General features: G+C 62.1%; 23 protein-coding genes and 1 tRNA gene. 13 read left to right on the top strand and 11 right to left on the bottom strand.

Annotated elements, in window-relative coordinates; genetic code table 11:
* Positions 1-15: 15 nt before the first annotated feature.
* Positions 16-846, bottom strand: coding sequence for an OmpA family protein (locus HMPREF9710_RS17250; protein ID WP_005668425.1), 831 nt, complete (start codon positions 844-846; stop codon positions 16-18).
* Between the two features lie 9 nt (positions 847-855).
* Positions 856-1236 (bottom strand): DUF4398 domain-containing protein, encoded by a 381-nt coding sequence (locus HMPREF9710_RS27245; RefSeq protein ID WP_005668427.1) that lies wholly within the window; start codon positions 1234-1236, stop codon positions 856-858.
* Between the two features lie 143 nt (positions 1237-1379).
* Between HMPREF9710_RS27245 and HMPREF9710_RS17260 the strand changes: the two genes are divergently transcribed.
* The 3 genes from HMPREF9710_RS17260 (at position 1380) to HMPREF9710_RS17270 (ending at position 3878) form a co-directional block, all read left to right on the top strand.
* The gene (locus tag HMPREF9710_RS17260) at positions 1380-1727 is read left to right on the top strand and encodes a TonB-dependent receptor domain-containing protein (protein ID WP_005668428.1); all 348 of its coding nucleotides are present in this window, start codon (positions 1380-1382) and stop codon (positions 1725-1727) included.
* Positions 1728-1842: 115 nt separating this feature from the next.
* A complete protein-coding gene (locus HMPREF9710_RS17265) occupies positions 1843-2481 on the top strand; it encodes an NAD(P)H-dependent oxidoreductase (RefSeq protein ID WP_005668429.1) in 639 nt (212 codons plus the stop codon).
* Positions 2482-2849: 368 nt separating this feature from the next.
* Positions 2850-3878: a DUF6402 family protein gene (locus tag HMPREF9710_RS17270; RefSeq protein WP_005668431.1), complete on the top strand. Its 1029-nt coding sequence runs from the start codon at positions 2850-2852 to the stop codon at positions 3876-3878.
* Between the two features lie 36 nt (positions 3879-3914).
* On the opposite strand, the gene istB is transcribed toward HMPREF9710_RS17270, so the two are convergent.
* Complete coding sequence (gene istB, locus HMPREF9710_RS17275) at positions 3915-4700, bottom strand: IS21-like element helper ATPase IstB (protein ID WP_005663619.1); 786 nt, start codon at positions 4698-4700, stop codon at positions 3915-3917.
* Positions 4697-5776, bottom strand: a complete 1080-nt coding sequence (istA, locus tag HMPREF9710_RS17280; protein WP_005663623.1) for an IS21 family transposase — start codon at positions 5774-5776, stop codon at positions 4697-4699. Before istA ends, istB begins: the two co-directional genes overlap by 4 nt.
* On the opposite strand from istA, the gene HMPREF9710_RS27990 reads away from it, so the two are divergent.
* On the top strand, positions 5744-6214 hold the full coding sequence (locus tag HMPREF9710_RS27990; protein WP_157225635.1) for a DUF6402 family protein: 471 nt from the start codon (positions 5744-5746) through the stop codon (positions 6212-6214). The genes istA and HMPREF9710_RS27990 overlap by 33 nt on opposite strands.
* 52 nt (positions 6215-6266) lie before the next feature.
* Positions 6267-6941, top strand: a complete 675-nt coding sequence (locus HMPREF9710_RS28265; protein WP_005668433.1) for a hypothetical protein — start codon at positions 6267-6269, stop codon at positions 6939-6941.
* On the opposite strand, the gene HMPREF9710_RS28930 is transcribed toward HMPREF9710_RS28265, so the two are convergent.
* From HMPREF9710_RS28930 to ispB, 3 genes are all read right to left on the bottom strand, one after another.
* Complete coding sequence (locus HMPREF9710_RS28930; RefSeq protein WP_370660080.1) at positions 6849-7379, bottom strand: DUF6538 domain-containing protein; 531 nt, start codon at positions 7377-7379, stop codon at positions 6849-6851. The genes HMPREF9710_RS28265 and HMPREF9710_RS28930 overlap by 93 nt on opposite strands.
* Before the next feature lie 56 nt (positions 7380-7435).
* Positions 7436-7512 (bottom strand) — tRNA-Pro (locus tag HMPREF9710_RS17290).
* A gap of 54 nt (positions 7513-7566) precedes the next feature.
* Positions 7567-8556, bottom strand: a complete 990-nt coding sequence (ispB, locus tag HMPREF9710_RS17295; protein WP_005668435.1) for an octaprenyl diphosphate synthase — start codon at positions 8554-8556, stop codon at positions 7567-7569.
* Between the two features lie 282 nt (positions 8557-8838).
* Here ispB and rplU point away from each other — a divergent pair, with 282 nt between their 5' ends.
* The 7 genes from rplU (at position 8839) to HMPREF9710_RS17330 (ending at position 14407) form a co-directional block, all read left to right on the top strand.
* Entirely contained in the window at positions 8839-9150 is a 312-nt protein-coding gene (gene rplU, locus HMPREF9710_RS17300; RefSeq protein ID WP_005668436.1) for a 50S ribosomal protein L21, read from the top strand.
* Positions 9151-9192: 42 nt separating this feature from the next.
* A complete protein-coding gene (gene rpmA / locus HMPREF9710_RS17305; protein ID WP_005668438.1) occupies positions 9193-9465 on the top strand; it encodes a 50S ribosomal protein L27 in 273 nt (90 codons plus the stop codon).
* A gap of 106 nt (positions 9466-9571) precedes the next feature.
* Positions 9572-10684 carry an Obg family GTPase CgtA gene (cgtA, locus tag HMPREF9710_RS17310; protein WP_005668439.1) on the top strand — a complete coding sequence of 371 codons (1113 nt, stop codon included), beginning with the start codon at positions 9572-9574 and terminating at the stop codon, positions 10682-10684.
* Between the two features lie 2 nt (positions 10685-10686).
* On the top strand, positions 10687-11112 hold the full coding sequence (locus HMPREF9710_RS17315) for a hypothetical protein (protein ID WP_005668441.1): 426 nt from the start codon (positions 10687-10689) through the stop codon (positions 11110-11112).
* Positions 11109-12227 (top strand): glutamate 5-kinase, encoded by a 1119-nt coding sequence (proB, locus tag HMPREF9710_RS17320; protein ID WP_005668443.1) that lies wholly within the window; start codon positions 11109-11111, stop codon positions 12225-12227. The genes HMPREF9710_RS17315 and proB overlap by 4 nt, the downstream gene beginning before the upstream one ends.
* Before the next feature lie 277 nt (positions 12228-12504).
* On the top strand, positions 12505-13953 hold the full coding sequence (locus HMPREF9710_RS17325; protein WP_005668445.1) for a methyl-accepting chemotaxis protein: 1449 nt from the start codon (positions 12505-12507) through the stop codon (positions 13951-13953).
* A 94-nt stretch (positions 13954-14047) separates the two neighbouring features.
* Positions 14048-14407: a nuclear transport factor 2 family protein gene (locus HMPREF9710_RS17330; protein ID WP_005668447.1), complete on the top strand. Its 360-nt coding sequence runs from the start codon at positions 14048-14050 to the stop codon at positions 14405-14407.
* Positions 14408-14416: 9 nt separating this feature from the next.
* Here the strand turns inward: HMPREF9710_RS17330 and nth are convergent, their stop codons facing one another.
* Complete coding sequence (gene nth, locus HMPREF9710_RS17335) at positions 14417-15100, bottom strand: endonuclease III (protein WP_005668448.1); 684 nt, start codon at positions 15098-15100, stop codon at positions 14417-14419.
* A 5-nt stretch (positions 15101-15105) separates the two neighbouring features.
* Positions 15106-15783: an electron transport complex subunit RsxB gene (rsxB, locus tag HMPREF9710_RS17340; protein WP_051205134.1), complete on the bottom strand. Its 678-nt coding sequence runs from the start codon at positions 15781-15783 to the stop codon at positions 15106-15108.
* A gap of 191 nt (positions 15784-15974) precedes the next feature.
* Here rsxB and HMPREF9710_RS17345 point away from each other — a divergent pair, with 191 nt between their 5' ends.
* Positions 15975-16316 carry an RcnB family protein gene (locus HMPREF9710_RS17345; protein WP_005668452.1) on the top strand — a complete coding sequence of 114 codons (342 nt, stop codon included), beginning with the start codon at positions 15975-15977 and terminating at the stop codon, positions 16314-16316.
* A 76-nt stretch (positions 16317-16392) separates the two neighbouring features.
* Here HMPREF9710_RS17345 and HMPREF9710_RS17350 read toward each other — a convergent pair whose 3' ends face one another.
* On the bottom strand, positions 16393-17628 hold the full coding sequence (locus HMPREF9710_RS17350; RefSeq protein ID WP_005668454.1) for a polyhydroxyalkanoate depolymerase: 1236 nt from the start codon (positions 17626-17628) through the stop codon (positions 16393-16395).
* 267 nt (positions 17629-17895) lie between these two features.
* Positions 17896-18993, bottom strand: coding sequence for an NAD(P)/FAD-dependent oxidoreductase (locus HMPREF9710_RS17355; RefSeq protein WP_005668455.1), 1098 nt, complete (start codon positions 18991-18993; stop codon positions 17896-17898).

The following is an 18993-nucleotide window of genomic DNA, read 5'->3' on the forward strand; positions in this document are numbered from 1 at the left end:
TCCGTGCCCCAGGCATCATCGCTCGGGCTGCCTGGATTGCCCGTTTTCGTCGCTCGACGTCGTGGAAGAGATTTGTGACGAACCCAGCATTTGCGTGTTGGAGTCGCCCGTGACGACTTCCGCACGCCGGTTTTCCAGACGCCCGATCCTGCTCTTGTTGCTGGCCGCCGGATTCTGTTCGCCGTGAGACCGGATGGCGATGCGGCCGGAGTCGATGCCACGCTGGAGCAGGGCGACACGTACCGCATCTGCCCGTCTCATGGCCAGGGCCTGGTTGTAACGGCGACCGCCGATATTGTCCGTATACCCTTCGATCACGACCTCGCGCTCGGGATTGCTTTTCAATGTGGCTGCCAACTCGTCAAGCGCGCGCTTGGCGCTGGCCGGGATGTTCGCTCGGCCGGGGGCGAAGCCTACCAGGTCTTTTTGCGCCAGTTCCGTGATTGCTTTCGGTTTGCCGCTTCTTGCTGCAAGCGACGAATACACCTGGTCCCGTTCCGCCGCCGCAACCGTCACTGCCTCGCCCGCCGCCCGCTCGCCTGCGAATTCCTGCGCCGTCGCGGCGCGTTGCTGTGCGATATAGGCGAAATGCGTCGTGGTCGTCAGGTCATGCTTGTCATTCCACGCCGTTTTCGCCTTCTGCAGCGACGCGCTTGCGCGTTCCAGTTCGCTTGCAGCGTATTTGGCGACGTGGGGATCGGCGGACGCCTGGTCGATCGCCTGCTGGGCGTTGCCGATAGCGGTATTGGCGGCAGCCACATTGGACGCAGGCGGGGTCGTCGAGCATCCCGCTGCGATGATGCCGGCAATGACCGCGCCCATGCTTGATCGAAGGATGTGGTTCATCTCTCACCTCTACTGGTTCGGGTATGCGCGGTTGATTGTCTCGCGCAATATCTGATTACTCTTGGCCATCTCGGCGGCCGCGAGCCTGGCCTGGGTCGATTCGCTCTTGGCACGCGCCAGATTGGCGTCGACCTTGGCCTGCTCGGCCAGGCGCATCGCGTCATGCTTGTGGTGGCCGGTGGCGGCGGCATTGGCCCGCCCCAGCTTGTCGACCGCGACACCGTAATTCGCGGGAGCGTTGACCTCCGCACCCGCCATCTGCGCTTGATCGACCGCCTCCCGACTGGCGGCAAGCTCGTGGTTCAACGCTTGATTGGAACAGGCGGACAAGGCAAGAAGACAGCATCCCGCCGCCACGCGGGCCGGATGAGAAAGTTTAGCGAGAATCATGAGGCGCCTCCCCGAGAAACCTGAGTTTGAGAATGTCATCCTACGGGAGAGATATTCATCGTTCAATCAGACCAAAGGACAATGGTCCAGAGTTCCCGGGCTTGAGCGTGCCGTACTTAGCCATGGGGCCACATCGGGAAGGAATGCCGGAGTCCACCACCTCGGTGTTCGCCCAGGACAGCATGGCGCTCGGCGAGCGCTGGATCGTCGCGGCCTCGGTAAGGTTCCAGCGCTACCGCCAGGAGGAGGGCGTTGGCCTCGAGTTCGTGGAGACGCAGAATATCTCCGGCTCGGAAGTGCTGCGGCGCTTCGGCGCGCTCTACAAGCTCGGCCCGCAACTGTCGCTGTACGCCAACTACGCCACGTCCTTCGTGCCGAACCTGGCCAGCAGCCCGACCCAGGGCGCTTATTACACGTCCGCCGACGGCGCCATGCGGGTGCTGGTGGGGACGCCGCGTCAGCTGGGCGTTCGGTTGCGCAGTACGTTTTGAGTGGAAGAGGTAGGTGAAATAAACACATGCCGCGGGCAGATTGGGCGGCGCTCGGCAAGAAACTGCGGGGTCGGGCATCATGGCGCATTATTCACTCACATAGAAGGAATTCTGCATGTCCAATGTCTTGCAAACCTTGCAGTGGCGTTACGCCACCAAAAAAATGGATCCAACCAAGAAGGTCGCCAAGGAGAAGATCGACCGCATTCTCGAAGCGGTGCGCCTGACGGCCAGTTCCAGTGGGCTGCAACAGTACGAGATGTTCGTGGTGACGAACGAGGCTCTGCGTGAACAGATCAGGGCGCATGCCTGGAACCAGGCGCAGGTGACGGAAGCCTCGCATCTGCTCGTGTTTGCCGCGTGGGATAACTATACGGCTGAGCGCATCAACGCGATGTTCGATCTGGTGAACGCCGAGCGCGGCTTCAGAAACGAAGGCTGGGAAGCCTACCGCCAGCAGTTGCTGTCGACGTATCCGCAACGCGATGCCCAGACCAATTTCGAACACGCCGCGCGCCAGGCTTATATCGGCCTCGGCAGTGCGCTGATTGCCGCAGCCGAGGAAAAGGTGGATGCCACGCCGATGGAAGGGTTCGATCCTGCCAAGGTGGATGAGATCCTGAAGCTGCGCGAACGGGGATTGCGTTCGGTGATCCTGTTGCCTATTGGCTACCGTGCGGATGAAGGAGACTGGCTGGTCGACCTGAAGAAAGTGCGTCGCCCGTTTTCGCAGTTCGTCACCGAACTGGCGTAGGCAACCAGACATCCTGGCGATGGCGTTCGATGCCCAGCAAAGAGCGCCGGTGGAGACCACGCCAGGCATGTAACAATGAAAAAAGCCAGACCGGCTGATGCCTGGTCTGGCTTTTTGAATTCTGTGGTCGGGGTGAGAGGATTCGAACTTCACCGAGCCGTTACAAATCAATGACTTACGTCGCGTGCAGTGTTACACGTGGAAAGCTGTAGTGTAGCAGACTGAATGACAAGTCGCCACCTTGGAGGACCGCTCGCATCCATAGGCACTGGAAGGCCTTAGCCCACTCCCTGAGTTGACGTTCGCTAACCTGTCCCAGAGCAAGGCAAGCAACAATGTCAGCTTCCCATCTGCTTGCCCGAGAGTCCATGCCAGCGCAAATCCGAATCCCGTACTACAGGCTCGACTTCGCCGGGTTCTTTGCGCTCCAGAAGGTCTGGAAGCTGGTCGACAAGACGGAAGGCTGTAAGCCGCTCAAGAACCCGCAGGCGGCAATCCTCATGGAGAGAAAGCCCCCGCCGTTGCCCGGCGAGAAGCCGCCTGAGCCGAAGAAAGCAGAGAAGCCGAAGCTTGATCCAAAAGCCGCTGCGCAAGAGCAAGAGGCAAAGAAAGCTGCCCCCTCGCCAGCGGTTGCTGCCGGAGCTATGAGCGAAAAGGCCGCGCAGGCGTCCAAGGTCTCAAACGCACAAGTCAAAAGCAAGGAACCCGTTGAGGAGTGCAAAGCCCCGCCACCATTCGACATGCTTGATCTACCGGAGGCGATGGAACACATGGGTTTCCCCGTCGCCGCTAAGCTGGCAAGGCGGTGGTTCAATGGTAGAAAACATGAGATTCAGAACGATTCGAAGTACGTCTACCCAGACGACATGGTAGATACCAAGATTGTGTCAATGGATTTCGTATTGAAGTATCCGAAAGTACGGGCTAAATACGAGCATCTAATCAGTAGTGGAATTTACAATGACAGGGCGATTAAGTTAATCAGGGAGAAAGTCGGGCACCTGTTAACACGGAAATTCATTGACAACGGCATCGCCTATTCAGGGGAACTCGATGCCTTTGCCCATTCAGGCCGTAACATCCAGAAGCTGCACAAAGAATTTCAATTCCAAAGGGAGGTCGTGAGCAACTTCGACACACTGGATTGGAGTTACGGCCTAACTGATCTTACAGCATCCTTGGCGAACTTCGCCTTATGCGCGGCGGTAGCTGAGGCCCGCGTCTACACAGAGAAGTATTACAAGTATCCTAAGGGGGCTGCCCCGGTCTATTGTTGCCAGTCTCATGTTGAGGTGACGCACATTTATGTCTATGCGCGGGACAGCTACTCATTCACAGACAAGCCGTGTCAACGGCGATTGAAAACTGATACAGATTTCGTCGTCCCAGCGATTTAAAACTGATACACCGCCGTCGCCGAACACCGTCCGTGTTCAGCCCATTTCTGCAACATCGCTCCCCCTCATCATCCCGGCCTGTCGCTGGTGCTTCAGCCGGTAGCTCTCACCTGCAATCGGCACGATATGCGCATGGTGCAGCAGCCGGTCGAGCAGGGCCGCGGTGAGCGTCGTATCCTGCGCAAAGGTCGTGTCCCATTGTCCGAACGGCAGGTTACTGGTCACGATCAGGCTGCTGCGCTCATACAAGGCCGCGATCACCTGGAAGAACAGGTTGGCCTGTTCCCGGTTCATCGGCAAGTAACCTATCTCGTCGATGATCAAGAGCCGATATGCCTTGATCGCGCGGTGCATCACCGCTTTCAAATTGTTCTGCGTATGCGCCGTCGTCAGTGCCAGCATGAGGTCGGCCGCCGTCGTGAAGCGCGTCTTGATGCCGGCCTGCGTGGCCTTGTAACCCAGTGCCATCGCCAGGTGCGTTTTGCCTACACCGCTCGGCCCGACCAGTACCACGTTCTCATGCCGCTCGACGAATCCCAGGCCGGCCAGCTCCTCGACTTGGCTGCGCTTTACGCCTTTGGCGAAGTCATAGTTAAATTCGTCCAGCGTCTTCACCACGGGGAATCCTGCCAGACGGGTCATCGTGTTTTGCTTGCGCACGTTGCGCCCAGCTGCTTCCTCCCTCAGCAGCCCCTCCAGGAAGTCGCTGTAGGCCATCTCCTGTTTCGCTGCTTTCTGGGTTGCGGCGCCGTAGCCCTGTGCCACGAACGGCAGGTTCAGGCTCTCGCACAACGCCGCGATACGCTCATGCTGCAGGTTCATGCCGCCACCCCTTCCGATACCCGCACCAGCAGCGCGTCATACACCTGCAACGGATGCTGTACCGGAGAAGGTTGCGCGATCCGCTCCACCACTGCTGCCGGCCGCGGCGCCGCAGGTGCTGCAGCAGCCGGCTGCGGCCTGGCTGCCGCGATGTCCGCCCGCCACGGTGCCGGCAGCGCTTGCAGGTGCTCCACTTCCCGCTTCAAGGCTTCGGCTGGCGGTTCTCCGGTCGTGCCGTGGATGCGCGCATTGGCCACTTCGCGCAGCCAGTGGGCCACCTCGACGTTGGCCGTCACGACGTCGAGCTTCTGGCCGCTCTGTGCCAGCCGGCTCGCCAGCGGCACATAGAACGATCGGCGCAGGTAGCCGTTGAACCGCTCGACCTTACCCTTGGTCTTGGCCCGGTACGGCTGGCACAGCTTGATCACGAAGCCGCTATGCCTGGCATAGTCCAGGAAGCCGGCGTGGAAGCGGTGCTCGCCCTCACCGTACGCATCGCGCTCCAGTACCACCGTCTTCATATTGTCGTACAGGACCCGCCGCGTCACGCCGCCGAACGCTGCAAAGGCGCGCTCGTGGCAGGCGATCAGGGTATCCACCTTCATGTTGTTGACGAACTCCACGTAGCTGGCCCGGCTAAAGCCGAGCGTCGCGCAGAACGCGTGCAATGGCGCGCTGCCTTTACGAAATTCGACCCAGTCCACCTGCAGCTGCTCACCCATCGCCGTCTCGAAACGCACCACCGGATCGGCGGGAGGCGCCGGGCGCAAGGTGCGCACGAAGGCCCTCAACTGGCTCATGCCGCCCTCGTAGCCGCGCGCGGCAATCTCGCGGTACAGCACGGTGGCTGGAATCACGTCGGGCTGAGCAGCTTGCTGCCGATCCCTCAGGTACTGCTCGAACTGCGCCAGCTTCGTCTGGCGTTTGACTTTGCGTTCGTACTTCGGCACGGCCTCCAGGGCCAGGTGCCGGCGCACCGTGTTCACTGCACAGCCTACCTCGGCGGCGATCTGCCGAAGGCTTAACCCATGCTTCTTCAGTAGTTGGATTTCCACGTACACCTCTTTGGGTTTCAAGGCCGCTCCGCAAAGCGGCCATCTTCTCAAAATGGTGTATCAGTTTTCAATCGCTGCCTGTATCAGTTTACAACCGCTGCTGACAAGCCGGGCAAGAAAGCTTCTCAATACCTGGGCCATTGGAACCGGAACGGTGTAATACTTGTTCCGACTGCTGTTGCGTCGGATCTTGCGGCCAACTATGGCGAGGACATACAGTGGGGGAACGGCCCATACACGGAAGATGGTTTCGACAAGCCTGTTGACATCCTCAAGGGCATGTTCGGCGAGATGCGCACACAGGACGTGTACTATCCCGTTCGCAATAGCGATTATCACAAATGGCGAGAGAAATTTGGCCGAGGTGGCGATTTCGCAATCTACACGGAACCTAAGAAAGTCAAGCTGCCAAAGCCAATCAAACTAACTTTGGAAGAAGCATGTAAACCAAACGGCTGATGTTCGGGGGCAGTAATTCCAACCAATCAGCCGTATTCAAAGCGGACACGGTATGTTGACCATGCGGGAATACTTTTACAAGTCGCTAAAGAATTTGGCCTTAATTCTTGCTTCAATCATTGTTCTGATTTTAGTATGGATTGTCATTGACTGGTTTCTCCCGCGCCGATTCCACAACGGACTTGTTCTAGCCTCGCTGTACTTTGCCAAAGAGACAGGGCTTGCACTTGTCTTTGGTATCCTTGTCTTCTTTGGATACAAAGCTTTTAGGGTCTTTAAAACTGCTGAATCCCCAAGTCAAGAATTTATCAAGATGACCCCCATTGTCATTATTTGGCTTGTTGTTGTTTTCTCAGTAGGGACGTTGATTGGCGGTCATGGGGATGGAACTGACTGCCGTATTAACAACTACAACGAGAAATTAAATGGCGGGGTCAAAGTTTTTAATGGCAAGAAATACATCATCAACATTTGTGGAAGCGGAGTGGACAACAGTCCCTTCTTTGGGGATGGTATGGAAGCCGTTCAGCTGACTGTCCTTAATGAGCAAGGGGCGCTTCTTGCAAGGAGACGCTACAAGGTCTTTTGGGATGGAGAGCCGGGACATGAACCCATCGGTATTGAGACGGACAAATTAACTTACTACGACGATGAAGACCAAGACAGCCCGCGAAGCATCACCATGCCCCCGACTTGGCTCGACTGGATCAGGGCCAGACTTCCCTGAATCGCCACACAGAATCACTTCTTGATCGTCAAGGCCGCGCCTCATTCGTTCATTGAACGCGGCCAGAGCCTCATAACCCTGTGCAGCAGCAGCGTCCCGCCGGTGGGCCGAGCGTTCGCGATGCAACCTCATCCGCGTTGATCCGAATGGGCGAACCAGTGGCGCGGGCGGTGCAGGCGTGGGCTGAGTTGGAGCGGAAGCGGCAAGCGCGGCACGAACGCTCGCGAACTCCACATCGAACTTGACACCCTCGATACGGCAAAGCTGTTCAGCTTCGCGGCGGTCACTGGTGCCAAGTGCTTTGACTATTTGGGTGCGGCCGTAATGGCTCTGCAAGTCAACAGGGATTTTGCGGCGAATCGAATACCGGCTGCCGCGTTTGATTAGGTGGCTACACACAGCTTGCTCCTCAGCTGGTGTAACACTCACTCGCGACATTGGTACTGTAAGTCCTTGAGAACCAAGGAAAATCGTTGAGAATCAACGAGAAGAAATGGTCGGGGTGAGAGGATTCGAACCTCCGGCCTCTACGTCCCGAACGTAGCGCTCTACCGGGCTAAGCTACACCCCGACGGTTCGGGGTGTCTTTACAGGTCACCCCGGGAAGGCATTACTATAAAATCACTTAGTGGTTCCTGTCAACAGCGAAGCTGCTGAGCTGGAGGAGGCTGTTTTTGAAGACGCTGTCGGGCAAATCGGCGATCGCATTCGACGCGCGGCGGGCCGCTTCCTCGGCCTGCTTGCGGGTGTAATCCAGCGCGCCGCTGGACGTCACTGCCGCCAGCACCGCATCGAATTGCTGCTCGTCACCCTGCTCGATGCAGTTGCGCACCAGCGCGCGCTGTTCCGGCGTGCCATGCTCCATCAGCCAGATCAGCGGCAGGGTCGGCTTGCCTTCGCGCAGGTCGTCGCCCAGGTTCTTGCCGATCTCGGCGGCGTCGCCCGCGTAGTCGAGCACGTCGTCGATCAGCTGGAAGGCCGTGCCCAGCGAGCGGCCGTATTCGCCGGCCGCGGCGATCTGGTCGTCGTTGGCGCCGGCCACCAGTGCGCCGAGCTCGGCCGCCGCTTCGAACAGCTTGGCGGTCTTGGAGCGGATCACCAGCAGGTAGGCGGCCTCGGTCACGTCCGGGTCGTGCATGTTCAGCAGCTGCAGCACTTCGCCTTCGGCGATCACGTTGGTGGCGTCGGACAGGATCTGCATCACGCGCATATTGTCCAGGCCGACCATCATCTGGAACGAGCGCGAGTACAGGAAGTCGCCCACCAGCACCGAGGCGGCATTGCCGAACAGGGCGTTGGCGGTCTGGCGGCCGCGACGCATCGAGGATTCGTCGACCACGTCGTCGTGCAGCAGGGTCGCGGTGTGGATGAACTCGACCACGGCGGCCAGCTCGTGGTGGGCCGTGCCGCGGTAGCCGTAGGCATTGGCCAGCAGCAGCACCAGCACTGGACGGATGCGCTTGCCGCCTGCGCTGATGATGTACTCGGCAATCTGGTTCACCAGGGTGACGTCGGAATGCAGCCGCTGGCGGATCACCGTGTTGACGGCCTCCATGTCTGGGGCGATCGACTGGACGATGGAGTTCTGTTGGGCGTGTTGAGTGGCGGCTGACAAGGCTGACCTGCGAAACGTGGGTTAACTATAAGAGTGCCGCGATTATACGGTATGCAAGGGATATCCGTCCCACCGGCAGGGTAGAGCTCGCTCTTGAGCGGATCCTGGGCGTCGGTGCGGCGTTGGCGGCATGCCACGTACGGAAGAGATCGTCAGTCGCTTTTGACGCATCGCGGCGATTTATGTATAATCCCCTGTTCCCCGGCTTACGAACAGTCCAGCGCGCTTGCGCGGGGCTCTGTTGCTGGCGGATTCTTTTAACATTTGATGAGGTTTCAAATCATGTACGCGGTCATAAAAACCGGTGGCAAGCAATACAAAGTTGTCGCTGGTGAAAAACTTAAAGTAGAACAGATACCGGCTGACATTGGTTCCGAACTCACGATCGATCAGGTCCTCGCCGTTGGCGCGGGCGACAGCATCAAGTTTGGTGCTCCGCTGGTCGAAGGTGCAACGGTGCTGGTGAAAGTGGTTTCGCATGGTCGTCACGACAAGGTCCGTATCTTCAAGATGCGCCGTCGTAAGCACTACCAGAAGCGTCAGGGCCATCGCCAGAACTTCACCGAAATCCAGATCGTTTCGATCAACGGCTAATCGCCGTCCGGTTCCCAGCATTAGTCATCAAGGAGTAATACAATGGCACACAAAAAAGGCGGCGGTACTACCCGCAACGGCCGTGACTCAGAAAGCAAACGCCTTGGCGTGAAAGTCTACGGCGGCCAGGCAATCAACGCCGGCGGCATCATCATCCGTCAACGCGGCACCCCAGTGCGCGCTGGCGCCAACGTCGGCACCGGCAAGGATCACACCCTGTTCGCGCTGGTCGACGGTACCGTCAAGTTCGTCAAGCAAGGCGTGGGCTCGAAGCAGTTCGTGACCGTCGTTGCTAACGAAGCAGTCGCAGCGTAATAACGCATTTGCGCCGCATCAGCGGCGCTTCTTTGCAAGGCGCAAGCCTTCCATCGAAAGGCTCTGCCCACGGTAGGGCCTTTTTAGTTTTTTAGCGGTCACAATCATGAAGTTTATTGACGAAGCAAGAATTGAAGTCATCGCTGGCGACGGCGGCAACGGGTGCGCCTCGTTCCGTCGCGAGAAGTTCCGCCCATTCGGCGGTCCGGACGGCGGCGACGGCGGCAAGGGCAGCTCGATCTACGTGGTTGCCGACCGCAATGTGAATACCCTGGTCGACTTCCGTTACTCGAAAGTCCATACCGGCAAGAACGGCGAACCGGGCCGCGGCTCCGATTGCTATGGCAAGGGCGCCGAAGATATTACTATCCGCATGCCGGTCGGCACGCTGATCATCGACGACAATAATGGCGAGATCATCGCCGACCTGACCGAGCACGGCCAGACCGAATTGCTGGCCAAGGGCGGCGAGGGCGGCTGGGGCAATATCCACTTTAAAACCTCGACCAACCGCGCGCCGCGCCAGAAGACCGAGGGCAAGGATGGCGAGCGCCGCACCCTGCGCCTCGAGCTGAAGGTGCTGGCCGACGTGGGCCTCTTGGGCATGCCGAATGCCGGCAAGTCCACCTTCATCACGGCCGTGTCGAACGCCAAGCCGAAGATCGCCGACTATCCGTTCACCACCCTGCACCCGAACCTGGGCGTGGTGCGCGTGTCGCACGAAAAGAGCTTCGTGATCGCCGACATTCCGGGCCTGATCGAAGGCGCGTCCGAAGGCGCCGGCCTGGGTCACCAGTTCCTGCGCCACCTGGCGCGCACCGGCCTGCTGCTGCACATTGTCGACCTGTCGTCGTTTGACGAGAAGGTCGATCCGGTCAAGGAAGCCAAGGCCTTGATCAAGGAACTCGAAAAGTACGACGAAGAGCTGCTCAACAAGCCGCGCTGGCTGGTGCTGAACAAGCTCGACGTGCTCGACGACGCCGAGCGCAAGAAGCGCGTCAAGGACGTCATCAAGCGCCTGGCCTGGAAAGGCCCCGTGTTCGAGATTTCGGCCCTCAACCGCGAAGGCTGCCAGGACCTGATCAACGCGATCTACCTGCACCTCGAAGAAAAGCGCCATTCCGAGCAGCGCGCCGAAGAAACCTCGATGACCGAGGAAGCGCGCGGCATCTCGTCGATCGATCCTGACGATCCACGCTTCAAGATCATCGAAGACTGAACTTGAGCGCAAGCGTACTACCTGCCACCAAATGGACCCGCGCCTGGCTGCGCGGCCAGCTGTTGCAGCTGGTCGCGACCGCCAGTTCGCTGGCCGCGCTCGCGGCCATGCTCGATCCCGACCGCATCGCTGCCGCGATGGGCCTGTTTCTCGTCGGCGTGAACGGCTACAGCCAGTTCTACGCCATCTACGTCGGCATCCGCCTCGCTACCGCGGGGTTGGCGCTGTTGGCGGCCAGGCAGGGCGACCAGCCCATCCTCGGCGACCTTACTGCCCTGTTCCTCCTGGCCCAGCCGGCCGGCCGCCTCGTTGCGGCTTTCGCGATCGGCTTGCCCTCGGGGGTATTATTAGTCGTCTGCGCGGTTGAACTGCTGGCAGGACTTTCCCTGCTCGCGTTGCGACCGCGGGGGAAAATCCTGTCGCCATGAATTCCGTACTGCACCAAGCCTCCCGCATCATCGTCAAGGTCGGCTCCTCCCTCGTCACCGACGAGGGAAGGGGCCTCGACCATACCGCCATCGCCCGCTGGGCCTTTCAAATCGCCGCACTGCGCGCGCTCGGCAAGGACGTCGTCCTGGTCAGCTCGGGCGCCATCGCCGAGGGCATGCTGCGCCTCGGTTTTACCAAACGCCCGACCGACATCCATGAATTGCAGGCCTGCGCCGCCTGCGGCCAGATGGGCCTGGCCCAGATTTATGAATCCAGCTTCAGCGCCCACGGCGTGAAAACCGCGCAGGTGCTGCTGACCCACGCCGACCTGGCCGACCGCGAACGCTACCTGAATGCGCGCTCGACGCTGACCACCTTGCTGCGCCTGAACGTGGTTCCGATCATCAACGAGAACGACACCGTCGTCACCGACGAGATCAAGTTCGGCGACAACGACACGCTCGGCGCCCTTGTCGCCAACCTGATCGAGGCCGACGCCCTGGTCATCCTGACCGATCAGCCCGGTCTGTACTCGGCCGACCCGCGCAAGGATCCTGACGCCCAGCTGATCGGGCAGGCCCAGGCCGGCGACGTGGCCCTGGAGGCGATGGCCGGCGGCGCCGGCAGCAGCATCGGCCGCGGCGGCATGCTGACCAAGGTGCTGGCCGCCAAGCGCGCGGCGCGCTCCGGCGCCCATACCGTGATCGCCTGGGGCCGCGAGCCGGACGTGCTCACGCGCCTGGCCGGCGGCGAAGCGATCGGCACCCAATTGCTGGCCGCCACCGGTCGCCTGACGGCGCGCCGCCAGTGGATGGTCGACCACCTGCACACCACGGGCGAAGTCGTGATCGACGCCGGCGCCGTGGCCAAGCTGACGAAAGAGGGCAAGTCGCTGTTGCCGATCGGCGTGCTGGCCGTGAACGGCGAGTTCGGCCGCGGCCAGGTGATCACCTGCGTCGACGAGGCCGGCAAGCCGCTGGCACGCGGGTTGACCAACTATGCCAGCAGCGAGGTGCGCCGCATCATGCGCCATTCCTCGACAGAGATCGAGCGCATCCTGGGCTTCGTCGAGGGGCCTGAGCTGGTTCACCGCGACAATATGGTGCTTTTGTAATCAGTAAGCGCTTGCTCCTGCCAGCGATGTGTCGCTGACAGGACATAAGCGCTGTTCCGTATCGCTTTCCGTCTGGAAAGCTCCATTGGCGGTGATAAACCGCCCGCCAGCCTATACACTGTGCATATCCGCCCAGCCGGGCCGCATTCCCAGTTTTTCAGGATCACCACATGAAGCTAAGCCGCAAGCTCCCCCTGGGTTTTGCAGCCGTCACCCTGCTCGTCGCCTGCGCCGGTTTCTTCGGCATGAGCCAGCTGAACCGCTCCGTCCGGTCGCCATGGAAGGGCAATCGACGCAGGTCGAGGCCATGCTGGCCCACTTCCGCAAGCAGCTCCAGGAATGGAAGAACACGCTCCTGCGCGGCAAGGATGATGGCGAGCGCGACAAGTACTGGGCCGCGTTCCAGCAGAACGAAGCCGAGGTGGCCGCCCAGGTCGCGGCCCTGCTGGCCAGCCTGCCCGAAGGAGAAGTGCGCACGCTGGTGGCGCGGTTCGGCGCCGCGCATGCGCAGATGGGCCTTGATTACCGGCGCGGTTACCAGGACTTCGTCGCGGCCGGCTTCGACCCCGCCGCCGGCGACGTGGCGGTCAAGGGCAAGGACCGGGCGCCGGCCGAACTGCTGGTGCAGGCGGAAAAGAAGATGTCGGCGCTCAGCGCCGCCAGCGTGCGGCAGGCCGACGCCGTCGGCGCGCGCGCGACCACGCTCAGCTACAGCCTGATGCTGCTCGGCGCGCTGGCGGCGGTGGCGACCGGCGTGCTGGTGTCGCGCTCGATCACCCGGCCGCTCGACGCGGCGGTGGAAGCGGCGCGCAGCGTGGCCGCCGGCGACCTGCGCACCGCGATCACGGTTCGTAGCGACGACGAGACCGGCCAGCTGCTGCTGGCCCTGAAGGAGATGTCGGCCAGCCTGCAGCGCATCGTGCTGCAGGTGCGCGGCGGCGCGCAGAGCATCGCCGTGGCTTCGCACGAGATCGCGCAGGGCAACCTCGACCTCTCCGCGCGCACCGAGCGCCAGGCCGGCGCGCTCGAGGAAACCGCCTCGTCCATGGAAGAGCTGACCTCGACCGTGCGCCAGAACGCCGACAATGCGCGCCAGGCCAGCCAGCTGGCGGTATCGGCCTGCGACGTGGCGGCCAAGGGCGGCAAGGTGGTCGAGCAAGTGGTGGGCACCATGGCCTCGATCAGCGCCTCGTCGCGCCGGATCACCGACATCATCGGCGTCATCGATGGCATCGCCTTCCAGACCAATATCCTGGCGCTCAACGCCGCGGTCGAAGCGGCGCGCGCGGGCGAGCAGGGTCGTGGCTTCGCGGTCGTCGCCGGCGAGGTGCGGACGCTGGCCCAGCGTTCGGCTGTCGCGGCGAAGGAGATCAAGGAGCTGATCGCCGCATCGGCCACCTGCGTCGAGGATGGCAACCGCCTGGTCGGCGAGGCCGGGGCGACGATGGGCGAGATCGTCGCCAGCGTGCGCCAGGTGATGGACATCATCGGCGAGATCAGCGCCGCCAGCAGCGAACAGAGCCAGGGCATCGCCCAGGTCAACGAGGCGGTGACGGAAATGGACAGCGCGACCCAGCAGAACGCGGCCCTGGTCGAGGAAGCCGCCGCCGCGGCGCAGTCGCTGCGCGACCAGACCGTGGCCCTGAACGAGGTAGTCAGCGTGTTCAAGGTCGAACAGCAGCCGCAAGCGGCGCCGGCCGCGCCATGGCGCAAGGCGCTCGCTTAACGGCGCACGCCAGACAGCGTAAGATGCGCACGCGCCCGTGTTGCCCGGATCGTCCGGACAAGCGGCGGCGCGCTTCCTTACCGATCGAATGCCAATGACGCCAACTTCCCCTCTCGCCGTGGTCCAGGCCCAACTGGACGCCTACAACGCCAAGGACCTCGACGCCCTGATGGCCACCTATGCGCCCAACGCGCAGCAATTCGCCCTGCACGGCGCGCTGCTGGCCGAAGGCCACGACCAGATCCGTCCGCGCTACGAAGCGCGCTTTGTCGAACCCGACCTGCAGGCGCGCCTGCTGTCGCGCACGGTGCTCGGCAACTTCGTCACTGACCTCGAGATCGTCACCCGCAACTTCCCCGAAGGGAAGGGCACGGTCGAGATGCTGTGCGTGTACGAGGTGGTCGACGGACGCATCGTGCGCGCGTCGTTCGCCAGCGGCGAAACCCGGGTTTAAGTTGCGACGCTAAGTCGCCGCGTTGGCCGCGGCCACCGCCGGATCGAGCACGCCGGCCGGCGCCGGCGTCTTGTCCCTGAACTCGCACAGGTCCGCGATCAGGCAGTTCCAGCACTTTGGCTTGCGCGCCACGCAGGTGTAGCGGCCGTGCAGGATCAGCCAGTGGTGGGCGTCGTGCAAAAAGTCCTTGGGCACGAATTTCAACAGCTTCTGCTCGACGATGTCGACGTTCTTGCCGGGCGCGATCCTGGTCCGGTTCGAGACGCGGAAGATGTGGGTGTCGACCGCCATGGTCGGCTCGCCGAAAGCGGTATTGAGCACCACGTTGGCTGTCTTGCGGCCGACGCCCGGCAGCGATTCCAGCGCTTCGCGCACGGGCGGCACTTCGCCGCCGTATTGCTCGACCAGGATCTGGCAGGTCGCCATCACGTTCTTGGCCTTGGTGTTGTACAGGCCGATGGTCGAGATATAGGTCTTGAGCTCGTCGATGCCGAGGTCGAGGATCGCCTGCGGCGTGTTCGCTACCGGGAACAGACGGCGCATGGCCTTGTTGACGCCGACGTCGGTCGACTGGGCCGACAGCAGCACCGCGATCAGCAGTTCGAACGGGGTCGTGAACTCGAGTTCGGTGGTCGGCTTGGGATTGGCGGCGCGAAAGCGGGTAAAGATTTCCAGGCGTTTGGCGGGATTCATCTGGTTCAGTTCTTGTCCTGGTTGCCGGCCGCCTTCAGGCGGGCGCGTTCCATGGCGGCGGCGATGATGGCGCGCTTGCGCTCCTTCTCGGCCAGTTCTTCCGGGGTGTTCGTCACTTCGGCGGTCACCGCGCGCATTTTTTCGACGGCCTTGGCGGCCAGGCGGGCATCGTTTTCCTCGCGCTCGCGGCGCAGGCGCGCGGTGCGGAAATCGTGGCGTTCGCGCGCCGCGTCGGCGTCCTGCTGGCTCCAGGCGTCCCAGCCGGTGCGTTCGCCGGTGACGGGAATCATCGCGATGCAGTCGACCGGGCAGGGCGCGACGCACAGGTCGCAGCCGGTGCACAGGCTCGGCAGGATGGTGTGCATCTGCTTGGCCGCGCCCAGGATCGCATCGACCGGGCAGGCCTGGATGCACAGCGTGCAGCCGATGCACAGCGATTCGTCGATGAAGGCGACCGGGCGCGCTCGCTCGACCCCGTTGGCCGGATTGATCGGAATGACCGCGCGTCCGGTCGCGGCGGCCAGGCGGCGCACGCCTTCCATGCCGCCCGGCGGACACTGGTTGATCTCGGCTTCGCCGCGCGCCATGGCCTCGGCATACGGGCGGCAGGCGGGATAGCCGCATTTGGTGCACTGGGTCTGCGGCAGCAGGTCTTCGAGCTGGTCGGCGAGGGGGCTGGTCACGGGGGGGAGGATCTGCGGGCGATTCAATCTGGTCAAGCCGACATTATCCGCCAAAACGGGGCTGGATGCGACCGGACGGCCTTTTGGCGGACCCGGCTGCGCTCATCCATTCGCTACGTGGGAGAGCTAACAGACGACTTGTCACAATCCTGCTGTACTGTCGGCTCACGCTGGATCACCGGGGATGGGACATGAACGAGTTGATTGGGCCGCTGCTGTTCGCCGCCATCTTTTCGGCAGGCGATGGCTTGCTGCAGCGGGACGCCAAGGCGGATGAAGACGCGCAGGCCGGACGTGCGCAGGTCGCGCATTTGAGTCCGACGCGCTACCGCAGCGTGGAAGCGACCGGGGAAGTGCGGCGCGGCGAGCGCCTGCCGGCACGCTACCAGGCGCACCAGCACGTGGTCGAAGACTGGCGCGCATTGCGGCTGACCAAGCCGCCGCGCGGGCACCAGTGGGTCGATGCCGGCGAAAGTTATGCCTTGGTCGCGATCGCGACCGGGCGCGTGGCGCAGGTGGTCATGGGGCGCTGAAGCCGGGACGCTGAAGCCGAGCGAGCAAGAAAAAAAGCCGTGGCATGCCACGGCTTTTGCGTTGTTCGTCCCCGGTTCAGCCGTTCGCGCGGATGAACTCGGTAATCTTCGGACACACGATCTCGCGCCAGCGGCGGCCCGAGAAGATGCCGTAGTGGCCGGCTTTCTCGACCACGAAGTCGTGCTTTTTTTCCTTCGGGATGCCGCTGCACAGGGTCAGCGCGGCGCTGGTCTGGCCCAGGCCCGAGATATCGTCAAGCTCGCCTTCGACGGTCAGCAGGGCGACCGACTCGATGTCTTGCGGACGCACCAGCTGGCCGCCGACTTTCCAGGTGCCCTTCGGCAGGCTGTAGTCCTGGAACACGGTCTTGATGGTATCGAGATAGTACTCGGCCGGCATGTCGAGCACGGCGTTGTACTCGTCGTAGAACTTGCGGTGCGCCTCGGCCGAGTCATCGTCACCGCGCACCAGGTGCTGGTAGAACTCGCGGTGGCTCTGGGCGTGGCGGCCCGGGTTCATCGCGATGAAGCCGGCGTGCTGCAGGAAGCCCGGATAGACCTTGCGGCCGAAGCCCGGGTAATTGCCCGGCACCGAATAGATCACGGTGTTCTCGAACCACGAATACGGCTTTTCGATGGCCAGGTCGTTGACCGCGGTGGGCGACTTGCGCGGGTCGATCGGGCCGCCCATCATGGTCATCGTCCGGGGCAGCTTGGGGTCCTTGTTGCTTGCCATCAGGGCGATCGCGGCCAGCACCGGCACCGTCGGCTGGCACACCGAGATCACGTGCACGTCCGGGCCCAGGTGGCGGATGAAGTCCTGGACGTAGAACACGTAGTCGTCCAGGTGGAACGGGCCGTCGGACAGCGGCACCATACGGGCGTCGGTCCAGTCGGTGATGTAGACGTCGTGCTCGACCAGCAGGGCTTTCACGGTGTCGCGCAGCAGTGTCGCGTGGTGGCCGGACAATGGCGCCACGACCAGCACCGACGGCTGATCGAGCGCGGCGAAGGCGGCGTCGCCCATGTCTTTCTTGAAGTGCAGCAGCTTGCAGAACGGCTTGTCGACGACGATGCGCTCGACAATGCCGACCTCTTCACCGTTGATGGTGGTGGTCTTGAGGCCAAAGGCCGGTTTTTCGTATTCCTTGCCGAGACGGTACATCAGCTCGTAGCCGGCGGCGATACGCTGGGAAAATGGGGTGTGCGCAAACGGCGACACGGGATTGGAGAACAGTTTCGAGGACGCATCGGCCCACTGCATCAGCGGGGTCAGGAAGGAGCGTTGCATCTCGTGCAGTTGATAAAGCATAAAGTATTCCTTCGTATTGACACTGCGCTAATATCGCCCGCGCATAAGCTTCATCCGATTATAGGGGATTTGCGTTGGCCGGTGGAAACAAGGGTCTGCGCCATCCCTTATGCATGGTGCACTTGTAGCATATTTACCCGGACCCGCTCCGTTGGTCGGCCCACATAAAGCAAAACGCCCCGCAAGGCGGGGCGCTTCAGGGGACTCTGTCGCCGCCAAGTTACTGAACGCTGGGTGAACGCGGTAACCGTGGCGGCAATGCTCGTCTTAGTCGAACACCGGGGTTTCGACGCCCAGGATCTTGTGCAGCTTCGGCGAGGTCGTCGTGTACTGCATGTGGATCTTCTTGTCCGGGAAGATGTACGGCGCGGCGCCGAAGGCGGCCAGCGCGGCTTCGTGGAAGCCCGACAGGATCAGCTTCTTCTTGCCCGGATAGGTGTTGATGTCGCCCACGGCGAAGATGCCCGGGACGTTGGTCTCGAATTTCTCGGTGTCCATCACCTTGAGCTGCTTGCGCTCGATGTCCAGGCCCCAGTCGGCGATCGGACCCAGCTTCGGCGACAGGCCGAAGAACACCAGCAGCATGTCCAGCGGCACGCGGCGGGTGACGCCGTCGGCGCCGGTGACCTTCACTTCGGTCAGCTGGCCGTCTTTTTCGTCGAAACCGGTCACCTGGCCGGTGATCAGCTGCATTTCGTATTCGTCGCACAGGGCCTTCATCTTGGCGACCGAGGCCGGGGCGGCGCGGAAGTCATCGCGGCGGTGCACCAGCACGACCGACTCGGCCTTGCCGACGAAGTTCAGGGCCCAGTCCAGCGCGGAGTCGCCGCCGCCGCAGATGACCAGGTTCTTGCCTTCGAAGCGTGCCGGATCCTTGACGCGGTAGAACAGCTGCTCGCCTTCGTACTTGTCGATGCCGTCGACCTTGATCGTGCGCGCCTGGAACGAACCGACGCCGGCCGCGATGAAGATGGTCTTGGTGATGAACCGGGTGCCGGTCGAGGTCTCGACGTTGAAGCGCTGGTCTTCGCGGCGCTGGACGGTCGTCACTTCCTGGCCCAGGTGGAAGGTCGGCTCGAACGGCTCGATCTGCTTGAGCAGGTTGTCGGTCAGTTCCTGGCCGGTGCACACCGGGACGGCAGGGATGTCATAGATCGGCTTGTCCGGATACAGTTCCACGCACTGGCCGCCGACGGCCGGCAGCGAATCGATGACGTGGGCCTTGATTTCGAGCAGGCCGAGTTCGAACACCTGGAACAGGCCGACCGGGCCCGCGCCGATGATCACGGCATCCGCTTCGATGGCGCCGGCGAAGGAACTGTTGGGAGCGATGCTGCCCGCTTCGTGGGTGGCACTGATAGTCAT

This window comes from Massilia timonae CCUG 45783 (assembly GCF_000315425.1).
In the GTDB taxonomy this organism is placed as follows: Bacteria; Pseudomonadota; Gammaproteobacteria; order Burkholderiales; family Burkholderiaceae_D; genus Telluria; species Telluria timonae.

Bases quoted from the DNA above. Each gene is read 5' to 3' on its own strand.
- proB (WP_005668443.1), top strand. From the start codon at position 11,109: ATGAATTCCGTACTGCACCAAGCCTCCCGCATCATCGTCAAGGTCGGC.
- HMPREF9710_RS17355 (WP_005668455.1), bottom strand. From the start codon at position 18,993: ATGACTATCAGTGCCACCCACGAAGCGGGCAGCATCGCTCCCAACAGT.
- rpmA (WP_005668438.1), top strand. From the start codon at position 9,193: ATGGCACACAAAAAAGGCGGCGGTACTACCCGCAACGGCCGTGACTCA.
- nth (WP_005668448.1), bottom strand. From the start codon at position 15,100: ATGAATCCCGCCAAACGCCTGGAAATCTTTACCCGCTTTCGCGCCGCC.
- rplU (WP_005668436.1), top strand. From the start codon at position 8,839: ATGTACGCGGTCATAAAAACCGGTGGCAAGCAATACAAAGTTGTCGCT.
- HMPREF9710_RS28930 (WP_370660080.1), bottom strand. From the start codon at position 7,379: ATGTCGCGAGTGAGTGTTACACCAGCTGAGGAGCAAGCTGTGTGTAGC.
- HMPREF9710_RS17270 (WP_005668431.1), top strand. From the start codon at position 2,850: ATGCCAGCGCAAATCCGAATCCCGTACTACAGGCTCGACTTCGCCGGG.
- HMPREF9710_RS17325 (WP_005668445.1), top strand. From the start codon at position 12,505: ATGGAAGGGCAATCGACGCAGGTCGAGGCCATGCTGGCCCACTTCCGC.
- HMPREF9710_RS17345 (WP_005668452.1), top strand. From the start codon at position 15,975: ATGAACGAGTTGATTGGGCCGCTGCTGTTCGCCGCCATCTTTTCGGCA.
- istB (WP_005663619.1), bottom strand. From the start codon at position 4,700: ATGAACCTGCAGCATGAGCGTATCGCGGCGTTGTGCGAGAGCCTGAAC.
- HMPREF9710_RS17260 (WP_005668428.1), top strand. From the start codon at position 1,380: ATGCCGGAGTCCACCACCTCGGTGTTCGCCCAGGACAGCATGGCGCTC.
- HMPREF9710_RS28265 (WP_005668433.1), top strand. From the start codon at position 6,267: ATGTTGACCATGCGGGAATACTTTTACAAGTCGCTAAAGAATTTGGCC.
- HMPREF9710_RS17250 (WP_005668425.1), bottom strand. From the start codon at position 846: ATGAACCACATCCTTCGATCAAGCATGGGCGCGGTCATTGCCGGCATC.
- HMPREF9710_RS17330 (WP_005668447.1), top strand. From the start codon at position 14,048: ATGACGCCAACTTCCCCTCTCGCCGTGGTCCAGGCCCAACTGGACGCC.
- HMPREF9710_RS17350 (WP_005668454.1), bottom strand. From the start codon at position 17,628: ATGCTTTATCAACTGCACGAGATGCAACGCTCCTTCCTGACCCCGCTG.
- HMPREF9710_RS17265 (WP_005668429.1), top strand. From the start codon at position 1,843: ATGTCCAATGTCTTGCAAACCTTGCAGTGGCGTTACGCCACCAAAAAA.
- cgtA (WP_005668439.1), top strand. From the start codon at position 9,572: ATGAAGTTTATTGACGAAGCAAGAATTGAAGTCATCGCTGGCGACGGC.
- HMPREF9710_RS27245 (WP_005668427.1), bottom strand. From the start codon at position 1,236: ATGATTCTCGCTAAACTTTCTCATCCGGCCCGCGTGGCGGCGGGATGC.